Consider the following 12,984-nt stretch of genomic DNA (forward strand, 5'->3'; position numbering starts at 1 on the left):
ACAGATGCATTTCATCGATATACTCATCGGACTCATCGTCTTTGGTTATGCTGGTTTTTCACTTGTTCGCTTTACGAAAAAAGCGAAAAAAGGGAAATGTGCGACATGTGAAGTAGAGTCGACATGTGAGACGGCATGTGATGAGGTCAACTGGGATCGTGTGATCGCTGAAGCCTTAAAAAAATAATCAAAAACCCGTTCTCTTTCTGCGCGAGGCAGTTAGAGAACGGGTTTTGTTTGGATTAGAAAAAGCGTTCTACTATAAATAAATAGATTTTCATCCCAAGGAAGACACCAAAGATTCCGACGACAGCTGGAAAGACGGGTGGAGCAGGAATCGGCAATTTCAGTGCGGTAAACACGACGCCGCAGATGACGCCGGCGAGAAGGGATAATAAGATTTGCTGAAGCATACATTTCGTCCTTTCTGCTTTAAATCAGCATTTGAAGTAGAGTACGTGGTAAAACATGACCAGAATCATGTAGCATTTTGATCAAGAATGACTTTGTCCTCTTTCTTTTCGATCGTAATCCACTTGTGTGTTAATGGAGTTGTAAAACTAGGTTTTTGTTTGAGTTTGCCGCTCGTATAGTCTTGAATCAGCAACTGGGATTCACAGCTCTGTTTTCCATCCTTCACGTAATGATAGGATCCATCGGCTGCCTGCTCACGCGACTTTACATTATCAGCAAGGGCGAGGGCAAGACAATCCTTTAAATACTCCTTATGTTCTTCGTCCATGATCGGGAACAAGATTTCAATCCGTTTTCGCATGTTGCGTGTCATCCAGTCCGCGCTTGACCCATACATCAAATCCTGACCGTTGTGATGGAAGTAGAAGATGCGTGAATGCTCCAAGTAACGGTCGACGATCGAGATGACGCGAATATTCTCCGAAACATCTGGAATTCCAGGACGTAGACAACAGACACCCCGAACGATGAGTTCGACTTGGACACCGGCGCGCGATGCCTTGTAAAGCCGTAAAATGATGTCTTTTTCCGTTAGACTATTCATCTTAGCAACGATTCGACCATTTCCGTGCTTTTTGTGATGATGAATCTCTTCATCAATTAATGACAGAAACTTCTCAAGCATCGCGTTCGGTGAAGTTTGGATGACGTTCCATTCCGGCTGTTCCCCGTATCCGGATAACCAATTGAAGAAGTTCGTCGCATCCTCGGCAATCTCTTCCCGAGCGGTCAATAATCCGACGTCCGTGTATAGTTTCGCTGTCGAATCATTATAGTTGCCGGTACCAAGATGGACGAAACGCTGAATCTTGCCTTCGTGGAGTCGGACGACGAGCGTGATCTTTGAGTGTGTCTTTAAGTCACTATATCCGTAAATGACATGAGCGCCAGCTTTCTCTAGTTGCTTTGCCCACTCGATGTTTTTCGCCTCATCGAATCGAGCCTTCAGTTCAACGAGGACGGTGACCTGTTTCCCGTTCTCCGCTGCCGTTTTTAAGGCCTTGATGATCGGAGAATCACCAGATACACGATAAAGTGTTTGTTTGATGGCAAGGACGTTCGGATCATTCGCCGCTTGGACGATGAACCGGACGATCGGATCAAACGTATGATACGGATGATGCAAGAGATAGTCGCGTTCGAGTAATTGATTAAACAGATTTTTTGAACTATCGAGTGCTGGTGGGTCGACTGGCATGATCGTCTGATAAATCAAATGATCATATTCAATACCGATTTGACTGTAAAAGGCAAAGGAGAACGTTAAATCAATCGGACCATCCACGGCAAAGATGTCGCGTTCCTGTAAATCAAGTACATCGCGCAACATGTTGAGCAGTTCGGTATTGATGGCAGCTTTTTGAACTTCGAGTCGAATCGCGACTCCCCAACGCCGCTTTTTTAATTCTTTCTCAATCAGCTTTAATAAGTCATGCGTACCTTCCTCGTGAAACGGAAGGTCGGCATTCCGCGTAATTCGAAACGGCATCGCAGACAACACACGATAGCCTTTGAATAGACTATCGATGAAGGCGATGATGACGTCTTCGAGTAAGATGACAGCGGTCGTCTCATCATCTTCTACCGGTAAATCGACGAATCGTGGCAAGACAGCAGGTACTTGTACGAGCGCCAAATTCCGTTTTGTCCCGTCTTCTGCCTCGAGTACCGTCGCGATGTTGAGTGACTTTGACGAGAGCATCGGGAATGGACGATAGGCATCGACGGCGACAGGCGTGAGTACCGGAAAGACTTGTTCACGAAAAAAGGATTTTACATAGGTCGTCTGATCCGAAGTCAGGGCATCATATTTTAAGAATGTAATGCCTTCATCGGATAACGTCTGATTGATTGATTGAAATGCTTCGTATTGCCGATCGACTAACTCCTTTGTTTTCGCTGCGATCGCACGTAACTGCTGTTTGGGTGTCATTTGTTGTTTATTTTCCGGTTTATTGAATCCGGCGAGTACTTCATCCTTTAAACCACCGACTCGTACCATATAGAACTCGTCTAGATTGGAACTAAAGATACCGAGAAACTTAAAACGTTCCATTAACGGATTGCGTGTGTCAAACGCTTCATCCAGTACACGTTTGTTGAATTGGAGCCAGCTAAGCTCACGATTATTGAAATGTTCCGGTATGTCGAGCTTCATGAAGGAAGATCTCCTTTCGTTTCGAAGGTAATCGTACAATCAATGATTCGTTCCAGGTGTTTCTTTTGTTTTTCCGCTTTTTCGACTTCGAATCCATAATCATGATCCCCTGTATCGAGGACGAATTGGAGTTGATCCTTTTGAAGGAATAGCTCCAAATGATCGACAGCTTTTCGCTCCGTCACGTCGAGCGCATGACTTAATTTGAGGAGAGAACCAAGTAGATCAAAGCGATCCAGCGATTTTTCCGTAAACCAGTCCTTGAAAGGTTTCGCAAGCTGGTTCATCCGTTTGGCAGAAGAATAGGAGCTGACAAGCGAGAGAGCAACGCGATCCTTGTGCGTCATGCCATTCAATTCGGTATTCGTCAACAGGTAGAACGTCTGGTCCGATCGTGTATCTGGATTAATGTATTCTCCACAATAAAATAAGCGACTTGCTGAATCGAGCAGTCGTAGATCAGACGCGCGTTCTGAAATCAAGTCGAGCGTGACGAGCTGCCGGTACATCGATTTGGCGAGAGTTCCAATATATGACGCACGATCTCGATTGACCTTATAGTCGCTTTCGAGCTGATAGAGACTTTGCTCACGTACGTTTTCAATCTGACGGTATGCTTCGTCCTGCACATCGAACTCGTAAACAAGACCTTCGCGAAGACCGAGATTACTCATGACGAATTCTTCCGCTTCGATGTGATGAACTAACTCTTGAATCGCAATCAATGCCGGCAGGAAGATATCAATTCGATCCTTTGAGAGTCCTTCGATTTTCGATAGTTGTTTCGCCGACTTGCCTTCGAGATCGTCCACCATCTTCGCGAGTTCCTTCGCTTTGATTTGATATTGGTGAACACTTCGTAGGGGATAGTCCTGATTCGACTGATGGATCCGAACGAAATTTCGGGCAGAACCACCGACACCGATTAAAGGAAGCTTTTTATCACTCAGCCATGGAATCGATTCGAATTGCTCCCGTAGGAACTTCACCAATTTTTTCTTATCGCTGGTATTTAGTGTCTCGTCCGAAACGAATTGCCGTGTCAAAGTGACGGCACCAAATGGAAAGCTGTGATACGCCACCATTTCGCGATTTTCAATCAAGGTGACTTCCATGGAACCACCACCGATATCGACAGAAAAGCCATCAGTCAGGAAGGTCGAATTGATGATGGCAAAATAGCCATAGTATGCTTCTTGTTCATCTGTCAGAACCTGAATGGAAAAAGGCGTGTTTTCTGTAACGGATTCAACGATGGCATCTCGGTTCGTTGCATTACGGATGGCTGCTGTCGCGACACAGATCGTTTCTTCGACTTCATGGGTGACACCAACTTCATAAAAACGATGTAACGTTTCTTCGAGTAAGGCGATGCCTTCATCATCGAGTGCTCCATCCTCGTTGATGTGAGCAGATAACCGGGCGACGACTTTAATATTAATCTTCTCGATATAGCGACCAGAAGCGATCGGATGGAAGATGACATAACGAATCGAGTTGGAACCGATATCGATGACTGCAAGTTCTTGTTTCAAATGACTCCGACTCCTCTCTGCGATGCGTGCACTAAAAGAATTCCCTCTCTGAACAAGCCGGAAACAGCTAGCTTCTTTCTTTATTGTACCTTGAATGTTTTCTAAGGAGGATAGGAAGTTGCTAGAGTTGCACCAATAATTGGCGGGCGCTATAATAAGACAGTTGATTAAGGCGTAATTATTCCGTTTTATGAAAACGGAAGGAGTGAAAATACATGGAAACACCAATCATCGAGATTGATCAAGTCAGCTATGATTACCCGGATCGTCGGGTGTTGAATCAAGTCTCGTTTCAGGTCGAGCAAGGGCAATTTTTAGCCATCGTCGGTGAAAATGGATCCGGAAAATCGACGCTGATCAAATGTATATTAGGGTTATTGCAACCGAAAGGAACGATTCGTTTATTTGGACAATCCCAATCACAATTCAATGAATGGTGGCGGATCAGCTATGTTTCGCAAAAAGCGGCAGCGTTCAACTCCGGTTTTCCGGTGACTGTCGCAGAAGTCGTTGAGATGGGACTGTACGCTAAAAAAGGACTCTTTCGTCGCTTGTCTCGCGACGATCGAGACAAAGTACGAACGGCCCTCGAAACGGTCGGCATGTGGGAGCGACGCGATTCAAAAGTCGGCGACCTATCCGGTGGTCAACAACAACGTGTTTTCATCGCACGTGCGCTCGTCAACGATCCTGATTTAATGATCTTGGATGAACCAACCGTTGGTGTCGATCAGCGATACGTGAAAGAATTTTATGAGATCTTAGAAGAACTTCGTCGAGATAAGCGCCGGACATTCGTTCTTGTCACACATGATATTCATTTCGTCAGTAAACTTGTCACGGATGTGATTCATCTGGTCGATGGACGTTTAGGATGTAACTGTGGCATCAAGGAATACTGGGAACTAGATGAACAGACGATCCGCTCCCTCTATCCGGTTCCGGGACGTGTCCTCGTTCATGAAGGGAAGAGTGTCCAATGATTGAAGCGTTCATGACGTTAAAGTTTTTACAGTACGCTTTGGTGGCTGCCATTCTGATCGGATTCACGGCACCATTGATCGGTTCGTTCGTCGTCGTCCGGCGGATGAGCTTAATCGCAGATGCACTATCACACGTCACGCTAGCTGGGATTGCGCTCAGTCTCTTGATTTCTGGAATGGTCGCACAATTAGCGGACTTGAATCCACTGTATTTAGGAATCGTGACGTCGGTCATCGCGGCACTTACGATCGATTGGTTGCGTGCGAAGTACAAGCACTTCCAAGAACTCGCAATCCCGATCATCATGGCGACGGGAATGGGGCTTGGGGCAACATTCATCAGTCTCGCGAACGGCTTTTCAATGGATCTCGTCTCCTTCTTATTTGGAACGGTCTCGGCTGTCGCCTTGACGGATGTGTACACGATTCTTATCGTGACGATCGTCGTCGTCATCTTCGTCTTTGCTTTTTACAAGGAATTGTTGTTCCTCTCCTTTGACGAGGAGCAGGCGCGCGTTTCCGGGATTCGCCTTCGCTTAGTGCATATTCTCTTTATGATCGTCGTTGCGCTTGTCATTGCGATCAGTATGCGAATAGTTGGGATTTTGCTTGTCTCAAGCTTAATCACGTTACCGGTTGCGGCAGCACTTCGAATTGCGAAGAGTTTTAAGATGACAATCTTTTTAGCAATCATCTTCGGCGAAATCGCTACAGTACTTGGACTCATCCTGGCTTATCAGTTCGATTTGGCACCCGGCGGAATGATCGTCTTGATTGCGGTACTTGAGCTGATCATCGTGATGCTGTTGGAACGTTTTTGGATAGGAGGGAAAACACATGAAGACGAACATCGAACAAGCGCGTGAACGCATGAAGGCTTCTGGGTTTAAAATGACACCGAAGCGTCTCGATTTGCTATCGTATCTGTTTGAAGTGAATCGTTATGTCAGTGCGCGGGAAGTAGCAGAAGCTCTTCGAACGTCTCATCCTTCGTTAAGTTATGATACAATCTATCGAAACTTGAATGACTTTTCGGAAATCGACTTATTAGAAGTGACGGAATTAGACGGTGAGATGAAATACCGAGCAGCTTGTGCTTCAGGACACCATCATCATCATTTGATATGCCGAATCTGCGGCAAGACGGAAACATTGAATGTCTGTCCGATGGAATGGGTTTCTCCGGTCCAAGAGACTGGCTTTGAAGTCGAGGATCATAAGTTCGAAATTTATGGACGCTGTGCGAATTGTCAACGCATGACATCTTAAATGAAAGAGGATGCCCGGTCGGGCGTCCTCTTTTTGCGTTTTAAAAGACTAGTCCTGTTCAAAACGGGAATAGTCGAACAGAGGTGATGAGAAGATGATTTATGATACACAAGAAGCGCGACAAATCGATGAGTGGGCACGGACATCCGGACTGCCACTTGAAGTGCTGATGGAACGAGCTGGAAGTCACATCGCAACACGTATCAAAGAGCGTCATAGGAAGACGGAGCGAATCTTGATTTTATGTGGGACAGGCAATAACGGTGGGGATGGGTATGTCATTGGACGCGAATTGATACGCGACGGATTTGATGTCACACTACATGCACCATTTGGAGAAAATCGTTCGGATACATCCATCGTTCATGTTCATTATGCAGAAGCGTTTGGACTCGTGACCGAACAACCGTGTGGTCAATATGATGTCATTCTAGATGCCTTATATGGAACGGGATTTGATCCAAAGCGGATGAATCAGGTGTTCGAAGCGCAATGTGAATTCGTATCGGAACAAAAGCGACAAGGGGCACGTATCTATGCAGTGGATGTACCGAGCGGAGTACCGACGGATCATGCAACGGAATTTAAGGAGACAGCGATTCGCGCAGACGTGACATTCCAATTACATGCAATGAAACGATCTGCCTTTTTAATACGAACAGCACCGTTTTATGGCGAATTAGAAACGATTGATATCGGATTACCGACATTCGGTGAATGGCGCGTATCACCTATGGGTGTGACCGCCTTGTTCAAGCGGGAACCATACGGTCATAAAGGAACGTACGGGACGGCGCTATTGATTGGTGGAAGTGAGACGATGCCGGGTTCCATCCAACTCGCTACACGGGCAGCCTTACGAACAGGAGTCGGTAAACTACAAGTGGCAACGACGGCACTTGCGAAACATGGAATCATCGCCCAAGCGCCGGAAGCGATGGTCATTGATCAGACGTTACTAGCAATTCAGGAGATGATTCCCTCCGTCTCAGCAGTTGGAATCGGTCCCGGATTATCGCAAGAGGCAGTCGAAACATGGGTGGACTATCTGCTTGAGAGTGATTTGCCGGTTGTACTAGATGCTGCAGCTCTAGTAAAAGAAAGTTATCCCGAACGAACCGCGCCAATCATCGTCACACCGCATATCGGTGAATTCGCCCGAATGACGAATCAGAGTGTCGAAAGTATTCAAGATGATCTTTTTGGTCAGGCAACCGACTATGCCATCTTGCATCAAGTAACTGTCATTTTGAAGTCTCATGTCATCTTAATCGCGAAACCAGATGGAGGCGGATTCGTCGTCTCTGGTGCATCAAGTGGTCTCGCCAAAGGAGGAAGTGGGGATACGCTGTTTGGCATATTAACCAGCCTTCTTGCACAACATCCAACAGGAGATATCGAAAGAACACTAGCGCAAGGAGCGGAGTGGTATGCACGTGCTTCAAAACAAGTTGAACGACGGTTACATCCCAGTAGTTTGTTAGCAACGGATGTCATCGAAGAGTTAGGACGACTTGAGTTATAGAACACTGGATGTGAGAGAAAAGTCTTCCGCAGCAAGTATAAGGGAAGACTTTTCTTTTTAGGGAATAATTGACACATTCTATATGACAGGAGTATCATCAAGCGATGTCGAAACCTATATACGGAAAATCTACTGGAAAGGAGGGGGATACATGGAGGACATTGTCCGGAAACAACAATGGTGGATTGGAAACTTTGCTCTTTTCATGATGCTTGTTGGTGCTCTAATCATTTATACGACGACGGAAGAGACAATCAAGAATGCATATTTGAGTCGTTCTGTCATTATTTCATTTTTAGTCATCATGGGAATTTTTATTTTTTATATCAGTCGTCGTAAGATGGAAATCGTTTTGCAAACGCACTTATTGTCCTTGATGTTGCTCGTCGTTCCGATTACATCGATTAGCTTTTTACCTTACGCGGCAGTTACCGTTTGGGCAAGTAGCTTTTTGTTTTTGATGATCGCTTTAATCTCCTATCAACGCATCATGATGTGGTACGCCATCATTGTTACCATCGCAACTAGTTTGTACGTCATGGGGAATGTCGATACCGTAACGGTGGAAATTGATCCGACCGACCATTATGGGCGGATTGGTATGATTGTGATTGGCGTATCGATTGCACTTGTCATCAATCACTTGCATATTCGCAATTTAAATCGTTTGAATGACCTTGCGATACAATTACACGATACGGCGCGACGTGATGAAGAAACAGGTGTCTTGAATCGCCAAGGATTAAACGAAATTGATTTTCCAAGATCCGAACAACAGCTCATTTTTGTTGGGATTCATTTAGAAAACTACTATGAGCTGGCACGTTATTTTGGAGAAGATATTCAGTTACAAGTACTACGCGCCTGTATCGAGCGACTCAAGAGACAACTACCTCCTTATCAAGCGTTTGCTCGGATTGAAGCAGGGACGTTATTGATTGTCATGGAAAAGCCGGACGAGGTGGCATGTAAGGAAGCGATGGAAGAATTGAGCCAAGAAATTTCCGTACCATACGAAATCGAGGGGCATCATGTCTATGTCAACATATCCATCGTCATTGATAATGGCGATGGGGCGACCGACAATCGAAAGCGTCGGGTGCAGCAATTATTGACTGCCTTACAAGAAGCAGCGCAACAAAACGAACGTGTGATGTGTATTGACCAAGAATGGCGTAAGGATCAAGAATTACGAGTCAAAGCAGCACAATCGTTAGCACAGGCTAATATTGAAACGGATTTTCACCTCGTCTATCAACTGCAATACGATGTTCGATCAGAGCAATTCATCGGTCTCGAAGCATTGGTTCGATGGAAGACCCCGCTACAGGGAGCCGATCGACCATCCGTGTTCATCCCGATTGCTGAAAAAAGTGACTTGATCATTCGTCTAGGTGAGTGGATCTTTGAGGAAGGATGTAAGACGCGTAAAGCATTGGTCGGTCTGGTTCCGGATGAGTTTACGTTGTCAGTCAATGTATCACCACGACAGTTGACGAGTGAGTCGTTCATGCCATTCATTGAACGAACGTTACTCAAGTATGCATTAAAGCCGCAACAGATTAAGATTGAGATTACGGAAAGTCAGTCGCTCGATTTTGAGAGTCAGTCGATTCATCGAGCGCTCAAGCGCATCAAAACGCTTGATTTCCCAGTTTCGCTTGATGATTTCGGTACTGGTCATGCGTCTTATCACGTCCTCGAACGTTTATTACCGTTACGTCAATTAAAGATTCCGAAGCAATTCATTGAACAAATTGGAGCATCGGATAAACGACAATCGATTCTTGAGTCGATTTTTCAATTGAGTGAGTCGATGCATGTCGAATGTATCGTTGAAGGAGTAGAGACAGGAGAGGAAGTACGCATTGCCAAAGAAATCGGGATTCATTTGTTCCAAGGCTATTTCTTCGCTAAACCCGTACCACTTAAAGAAATCATCTGTCTGCTACAAAAAACGAATGAAGGAACGATTCATTAATCAAAAAAAGCCACTTCAGTCCGAATTTTTCGGAGAGAAGTGGCTTTTTCATACAATACTTATGATTGGTACAGTCGATATTGATTTCGACCTTGCGTTTTTGCCTCATATAAAGCGGCATCTGCTTGCTTAAAGACCATTTCAGCAGGCAGATGATGAGCGTAAGCAATTCCAGCGGATACGGTGATTGATACGGCATGATCCTGCATCACGAACGGTGTTTGCTGAACGGCTGTTACGATCGTTTCCGCTATGATAACAGGAGTATATTGTTCGCTATCCGGAATGATGATGATGAATTCTTCACCTCCATATCGGCCGACCGTGACTGGTACAGGACAATATTCATTCAATATAATCGAAAAATGGCGTAAGACGGCGTCACCGATGGCGTGACCGTGTGTATCGTTCACAGTCTTGAAATGATCCAAATCGAATAGAATCACACTCCAAGAGGCGTTACTTTTTTCGAGCGTCGTTACTTTTTCTAAAATGACATGTCGATTCGCAAGCCGTGTCAACTGATCGGTCGATGCGAGGTAGGATTGATAGGAGTACAGAACAAAGTGCTGTTGAAGGAGCGAGGATAACCGATAAAACAAAATCGCTCCACCAATCGTTAGGATAAAATAGGGAATATAGATCGTTTCCCATGCATCGACAGGAGAATTGCTTATGATCAGTCGCCAAAGAACAAGTAATGAACCGACCGTGACGATGGCGGAAAAGAAGTACCCTTGTCGTGTGATAAATCGGCGACAAATAAACGAAAGAATTAAAAAACCAAGTAGTGTGATGACAGAACTAAGTAGAACATTCAGTGAAGCGCCGTCATGAATCAAGAACCGATAAAATAGAAGCATCGTTCCTGTCACTGCGATACTGACGTTACCGCCAAATAGGGCGGATAAAGCGAGAGGTAACAATCGTAAATCGATCAGTGCCCCATTTAAATCGATGGCGTGGTGCATAAGGAGAATTCCTGTTACTCCATTCGAGAGTCCGAAATACAGGCGAGTGGACATCATCGAGTCTGGTTGAATCGGTAAGCGATCACGCAACAGATAAAAAGTGAATGTAGAGACAAGAAAGATAATACAGATATTGACGAAAAAGATATTCACTGTCGTAAGCATCATGAAACCCTTTCTATTAGAAAATCTAAATCTAATGCCATTGTATGCTATCTCATCGGATAATGGCATAGAAAATGGAAAAAACAGCCTAATCGGCTGTTTTAACGAATTGGTGCAAATTTTTGAATCTCTTGAACGGCCTCATTCCAGGAAGCGACACGAATGACATTATTCGGTACGGCTTTACGGTTATAAGGTGCATCGAACAAGATTACAGGAATAGAGGTGTCTTCTGCGATTTGTACAGCATTCTCTAATCGATCTTCCATGAATAAATCGAGTGATAAATCACGGACGACTTGTACTTTGTCGTGTGATCCCGTCATGATCAAGGAATCAAGAGGAAGTTCGTGTTGTTTGATCCACTCTTCTGTTACAGGACGAACGAGCTCCGATCGTGCTGTTACGTAATGGAGATCATATTGCTTCCGCAAATTCCATAAGTGATGACGAACATGTTCTTGAGGGATGGATTCACGATAAATGCCTGTCTCGTGACCAGAGTTCACCATGTAGTCCCAAAATTCGATTTGATTCATATCGGTATACGTATGCAATTCATACTCGGACGCCTGATTGAAGTCAATCGACGTTCCGAGATGTTTATTCATGTAAGTGAAGCAAGAGGATGGATGTGTGATCGTTCCATCAATGTCGATTCCAATTTTCATTTACAGTCACCCACGTTCTAAAAATTTTTCTTCACTTAGTATAACATAGTCGAAATCGAGATAGGAAAAAAGACTCCTCGCGAGGGAGGAGTCTTCCACTTATGCGTGATTTGCTTTTTCGGCTTCTTTTTCAGCCTGTTTTTCGAGAACGATTGCATCAATCTCTTTCTTCAATTCTTCGACCATCGTTGCTTCCGGTACTTTACGGATGATTTCTCCGTGACGGAACAATAATCCTTCGTTGCGTGCGCCAGCGATACCGATATCAGCTTCACGTGCTTCACCAGGACCGTTGACCGCACATCCGAGAACCGCGACTTTGATGTTCGCTTGGATGTTTTCGATATAGTCTTCGATTTCTGCAGCGATCGACATCAAATCGATTTCGATCCGACCACATGTTGGGCATGAGATCAATGTCGCCGCATTCGCCGCGAGACCAAATGATTTCAAGACTTCTTTTGCGACTTTTACTTCTTCGACAGGATCCGCTGAAAGAGATACACGAACCGTGTTTCCGATTCCGCGTGACAAGATCGCGCCAAGTCCCGCTGCTGATTTTAATGAACCAGAGCGAAGTGGACCAGATTCCGTGATCCCGACGTGAAGTGGATAGTCGAACGATTCAGAAGCAAGTTGATACGCTTCAAGCGCCAACTGTACGTCTGATGCCTTAAGCGAGACGATGATGTCATGGAAGTCGAGATCTTCGAGGATCTTAATGTGGTGCAACGCACTCTCGACCATACCACGTGCTGTCGGGTAGCCGTATTTTTCAAGAATGTGCTTTTCAAGTGAACCGGCGTTTACCCCGATCCGGATTGGGATGTTTTTCGCTTTGGCTGCTGTCACGACGGCTTCGACCTTTTCGCGGCGACCGATGTTACCCGGGTTGATCCGGATTTTATCGACGCCAGCTTCGATTGCCATGAGCGCAAGTTTATAGTTGAAGTGGATGTCTACGACAAGCGGAATGTTGATTCGGCTTTTGATTTCTGCAAGTGCGAGCGCATCACGTTCTTCTGGACAAGCGACGCGGACGATTTGGCAACCAGCTTCTTCAAGACGTAGAATTTCAGCGACTGTCGCTTCGACGTCGTGTGTTTTAGTTGTCGTCATACTTTGGATGATGACTTCATTATTTCCACCAATGACAAGGTCCCCTACACGAACAGGACGAGTCTTAGAGCGATGGACCATTTTCGGCATATCGAAAATCTCCTTTTGTGGCATACCGCCATATTGTTTATCT

At 45.2% G+C, this 12,984-nt stretch carries 12 protein-coding genes; 6 read left to right on the plus strand and 6 right to left on the minus strand.

Features of this window, described 5'->3' with window-relative positions:
- Window positions 1-4: 4 nt before the first annotated feature.
- Entirely contained in the window at window positions 5-187 is a 183-nt protein-coding gene (locus KNQ12_RS08600; protein ID WP_214747552.1) for a FeoB-associated Cys-rich membrane protein, read from the plus strand.
- 55 nt (window positions 188-242) lie between these two features.
- Here the strand turns inward: KNQ12_RS08600 and KNQ12_RS08605 are convergent, their stop codons facing one another.
- The 3 genes from KNQ12_RS08605 to KNQ12_RS08615 form a co-directional block, all read right to left on the minus strand.
- Complete coding sequence (locus KNQ12_RS08605; RefSeq protein ID WP_087679838.1) at window positions 243-413, minus strand: XapX domain-containing protein; 171 nt, start codon at window positions 411-413, stop codon at window positions 243-245.
- A 65-nt stretch (window positions 414-478) separates the two neighbouring features.
- Window positions 479-2,632 carry an RNA degradosome polyphosphate kinase gene (locus KNQ12_RS08610; protein ID WP_214747555.1) on the minus strand — a complete coding sequence of 718 codons (2,154 nt, stop codon included), beginning with the start codon at window positions 2,630-2,632 and terminating at the stop codon, window positions 479-481.
- Window positions 2,629-4,167, minus strand: coding sequence for a Ppx/GppA phosphatase family protein (locus KNQ12_RS08615; RefSeq protein ID WP_214747558.1), 1,539 nt, complete (start codon window positions 4,165-4,167; stop codon window positions 2,629-2,631). The genes KNQ12_RS08610 and KNQ12_RS08615 overlap by 4 nt, the downstream gene beginning before the upstream one ends.
- A 215-nt stretch (window positions 4,168-4,382) precedes the next feature.
- On the opposite strand from KNQ12_RS08615, the gene KNQ12_RS08620 reads away from it, so the two are divergent.
- The 5 genes from KNQ12_RS08620 to KNQ12_RS08640 all read left to right on the plus strand — a co-directional run bounded on the left by KNQ12_RS08620 (window position 4,383) and on the right by KNQ12_RS08640 (window position 9,925).
- Entirely contained in the window at window positions 4,383-5,150 is a 768-nt protein-coding gene (locus KNQ12_RS08620) for a metal ABC transporter ATP-binding protein (RefSeq protein WP_023467526.1), read from the plus strand.
- Window positions 5,147-6,016 (plus strand): metal ABC transporter permease, encoded by an 870-nt coding sequence (locus tag KNQ12_RS08625; protein WP_023467527.1) that lies wholly within the window; start codon window positions 5,147-5,149, stop codon window positions 6,014-6,016. The genes KNQ12_RS08620 and KNQ12_RS08625 overlap by 4 nt, the downstream gene beginning before the upstream one ends.
- Entirely contained in the window at window positions 5,988-6,419 is a 432-nt protein-coding gene (locus tag KNQ12_RS08630; protein WP_023467528.1) for a Fur family transcriptional regulator, read from the plus strand. Before KNQ12_RS08625 ends, KNQ12_RS08630 begins: the two co-directional genes overlap by 29 nt.
- A gap of 94 nt (window positions 6,420-6,513) precedes the next feature.
- Window positions 6,514-7,944 (plus strand): NAD(P)H-hydrate dehydratase, encoded by a 1,431-nt coding sequence (locus KNQ12_RS08635; protein ID WP_214747561.1) that lies wholly within the window; start codon window positions 6,514-6,516, stop codon window positions 7,942-7,944.
- Between the two features lie 151 nt (window positions 7,945-8,095).
- Window positions 8,096-9,925, plus strand: a complete 1,830-nt coding sequence (locus tag KNQ12_RS08640; protein ID WP_214747564.1) for a GGDEF domain-containing phosphodiesterase — start codon at window positions 8,096-8,098, stop codon at window positions 9,923-9,925.
- Window positions 9,926-9,984: 59 nt separating this feature from the next.
- Here KNQ12_RS08640 and KNQ12_RS08645 read toward each other — a convergent pair whose 3' ends face one another.
- The 3 genes from KNQ12_RS08645 to ispG all read right to left on the minus strand — a co-directional run bounded on the left by KNQ12_RS08645 (window position 9,985) and on the right by ispG (window position 12,941).
- Window positions 9,985-11,061, minus strand: coding sequence for a GGDEF domain-containing protein (locus KNQ12_RS08645; RefSeq protein ID WP_214747567.1), 1,077 nt, complete (start codon window positions 11,059-11,061; stop codon window positions 9,985-9,987).
- Window positions 11,062-11,162: 101 nt separating this feature from the next.
- Window positions 11,163-11,732 (minus strand): 5' nucleotidase, NT5C type, encoded by a 570-nt coding sequence (locus KNQ12_RS08650; protein WP_023467532.1) that lies wholly within the window; start codon window positions 11,730-11,732, stop codon window positions 11,163-11,165.
- Between the two features lie 99 nt (window positions 11,733-11,831).
- Complete coding sequence (ispG, locus tag KNQ12_RS08655) at window positions 11,832-12,941, minus strand: flavodoxin-dependent (E)-4-hydroxy-3-methylbut-2-enyl-diphosphate synthase (protein WP_023467533.1); 1,110 nt, start codon at window positions 12,939-12,941, stop codon at window positions 11,832-11,834.
- Window positions 12,942-12,984: the final 43 nt, after the last annotated feature.

The organism is Exiguobacterium sp. s11 (assembly GCF_018619015.1).
In the GTDB taxonomy this organism is placed as follows: domain Bacteria; phylum Bacillota; class Bacilli; order Exiguobacteriales; family Exiguobacteriaceae; genus Exiguobacterium_A; species Exiguobacterium_A indicum.

Excerpts from the sequence above, each read along its gene's own strand:
- KNQ12_RS08610 (WP_214747555.1), bottom strand. The coding sequence starts at position 2,632 with ATGAAGCTCGACATACCGGAACATTTCAATAATCGTGAGCTTAGCTGG.
- KNQ12_RS08635 (WP_214747561.1), top strand. The coding sequence starts at position 6,514 with ATGATTTATGATACACAAGAAGCGCGACAAATCGATGAGTGGGCACGG.
- KNQ12_RS08605 (WP_087679838.1), bottom strand. The coding sequence starts at position 413 with ATGCTTCAGCAAATCTTATTATCCCTTCTCGCCGGCGTCATCTGCGGC.
- KNQ12_RS08645 (WP_214747567.1), bottom strand. The coding sequence starts at position 11,061 with ATGCTTACGACAGTGAATATCTTTTTCGTCAATATCTGTATTATCTTT.
- KNQ12_RS08620 (WP_023467526.1), top strand. The coding sequence starts at position 4,383 with ATGGAAACACCAATCATCGAGATTGATCAAGTCAGCTATGATTACCCG.
- KNQ12_RS08640 (WP_214747564.1), top strand. The coding sequence starts at position 8,096 with ATGGAGGACATTGTCCGGAAACAACAATGGTGGATTGGAAACTTTGCT.
- ispG (WP_023467533.1), bottom strand. The coding sequence starts at position 12,941 with ATGCCGAAAATGGTCCATCGCTCTAAGACTCGTCCTGTTCGTGTAGGG.
- KNQ12_RS08630 (WP_023467528.1), top strand. The coding sequence starts at position 5,988 with ATGAAGACGAACATCGAACAAGCGCGTGAACGCATGAAGGCTTCTGGG.
- KNQ12_RS08625 (WP_023467527.1), top strand. The coding sequence starts at position 5,147 with ATGATTGAAGCGTTCATGACGTTAAAGTTTTTACAGTACGCTTTGGTG.
- KNQ12_RS08600 (WP_214747552.1), top strand. The coding sequence starts at position 5 with ATGCATTTCATCGATATACTCATCGGACTCATCGTCTTTGGTTATGCT.
- KNQ12_RS08650 (WP_023467532.1), bottom strand. The coding sequence starts at position 11,732 with ATGAAAATTGGAATCGACATTGATGGAACGATCACACATCCATCCTCT.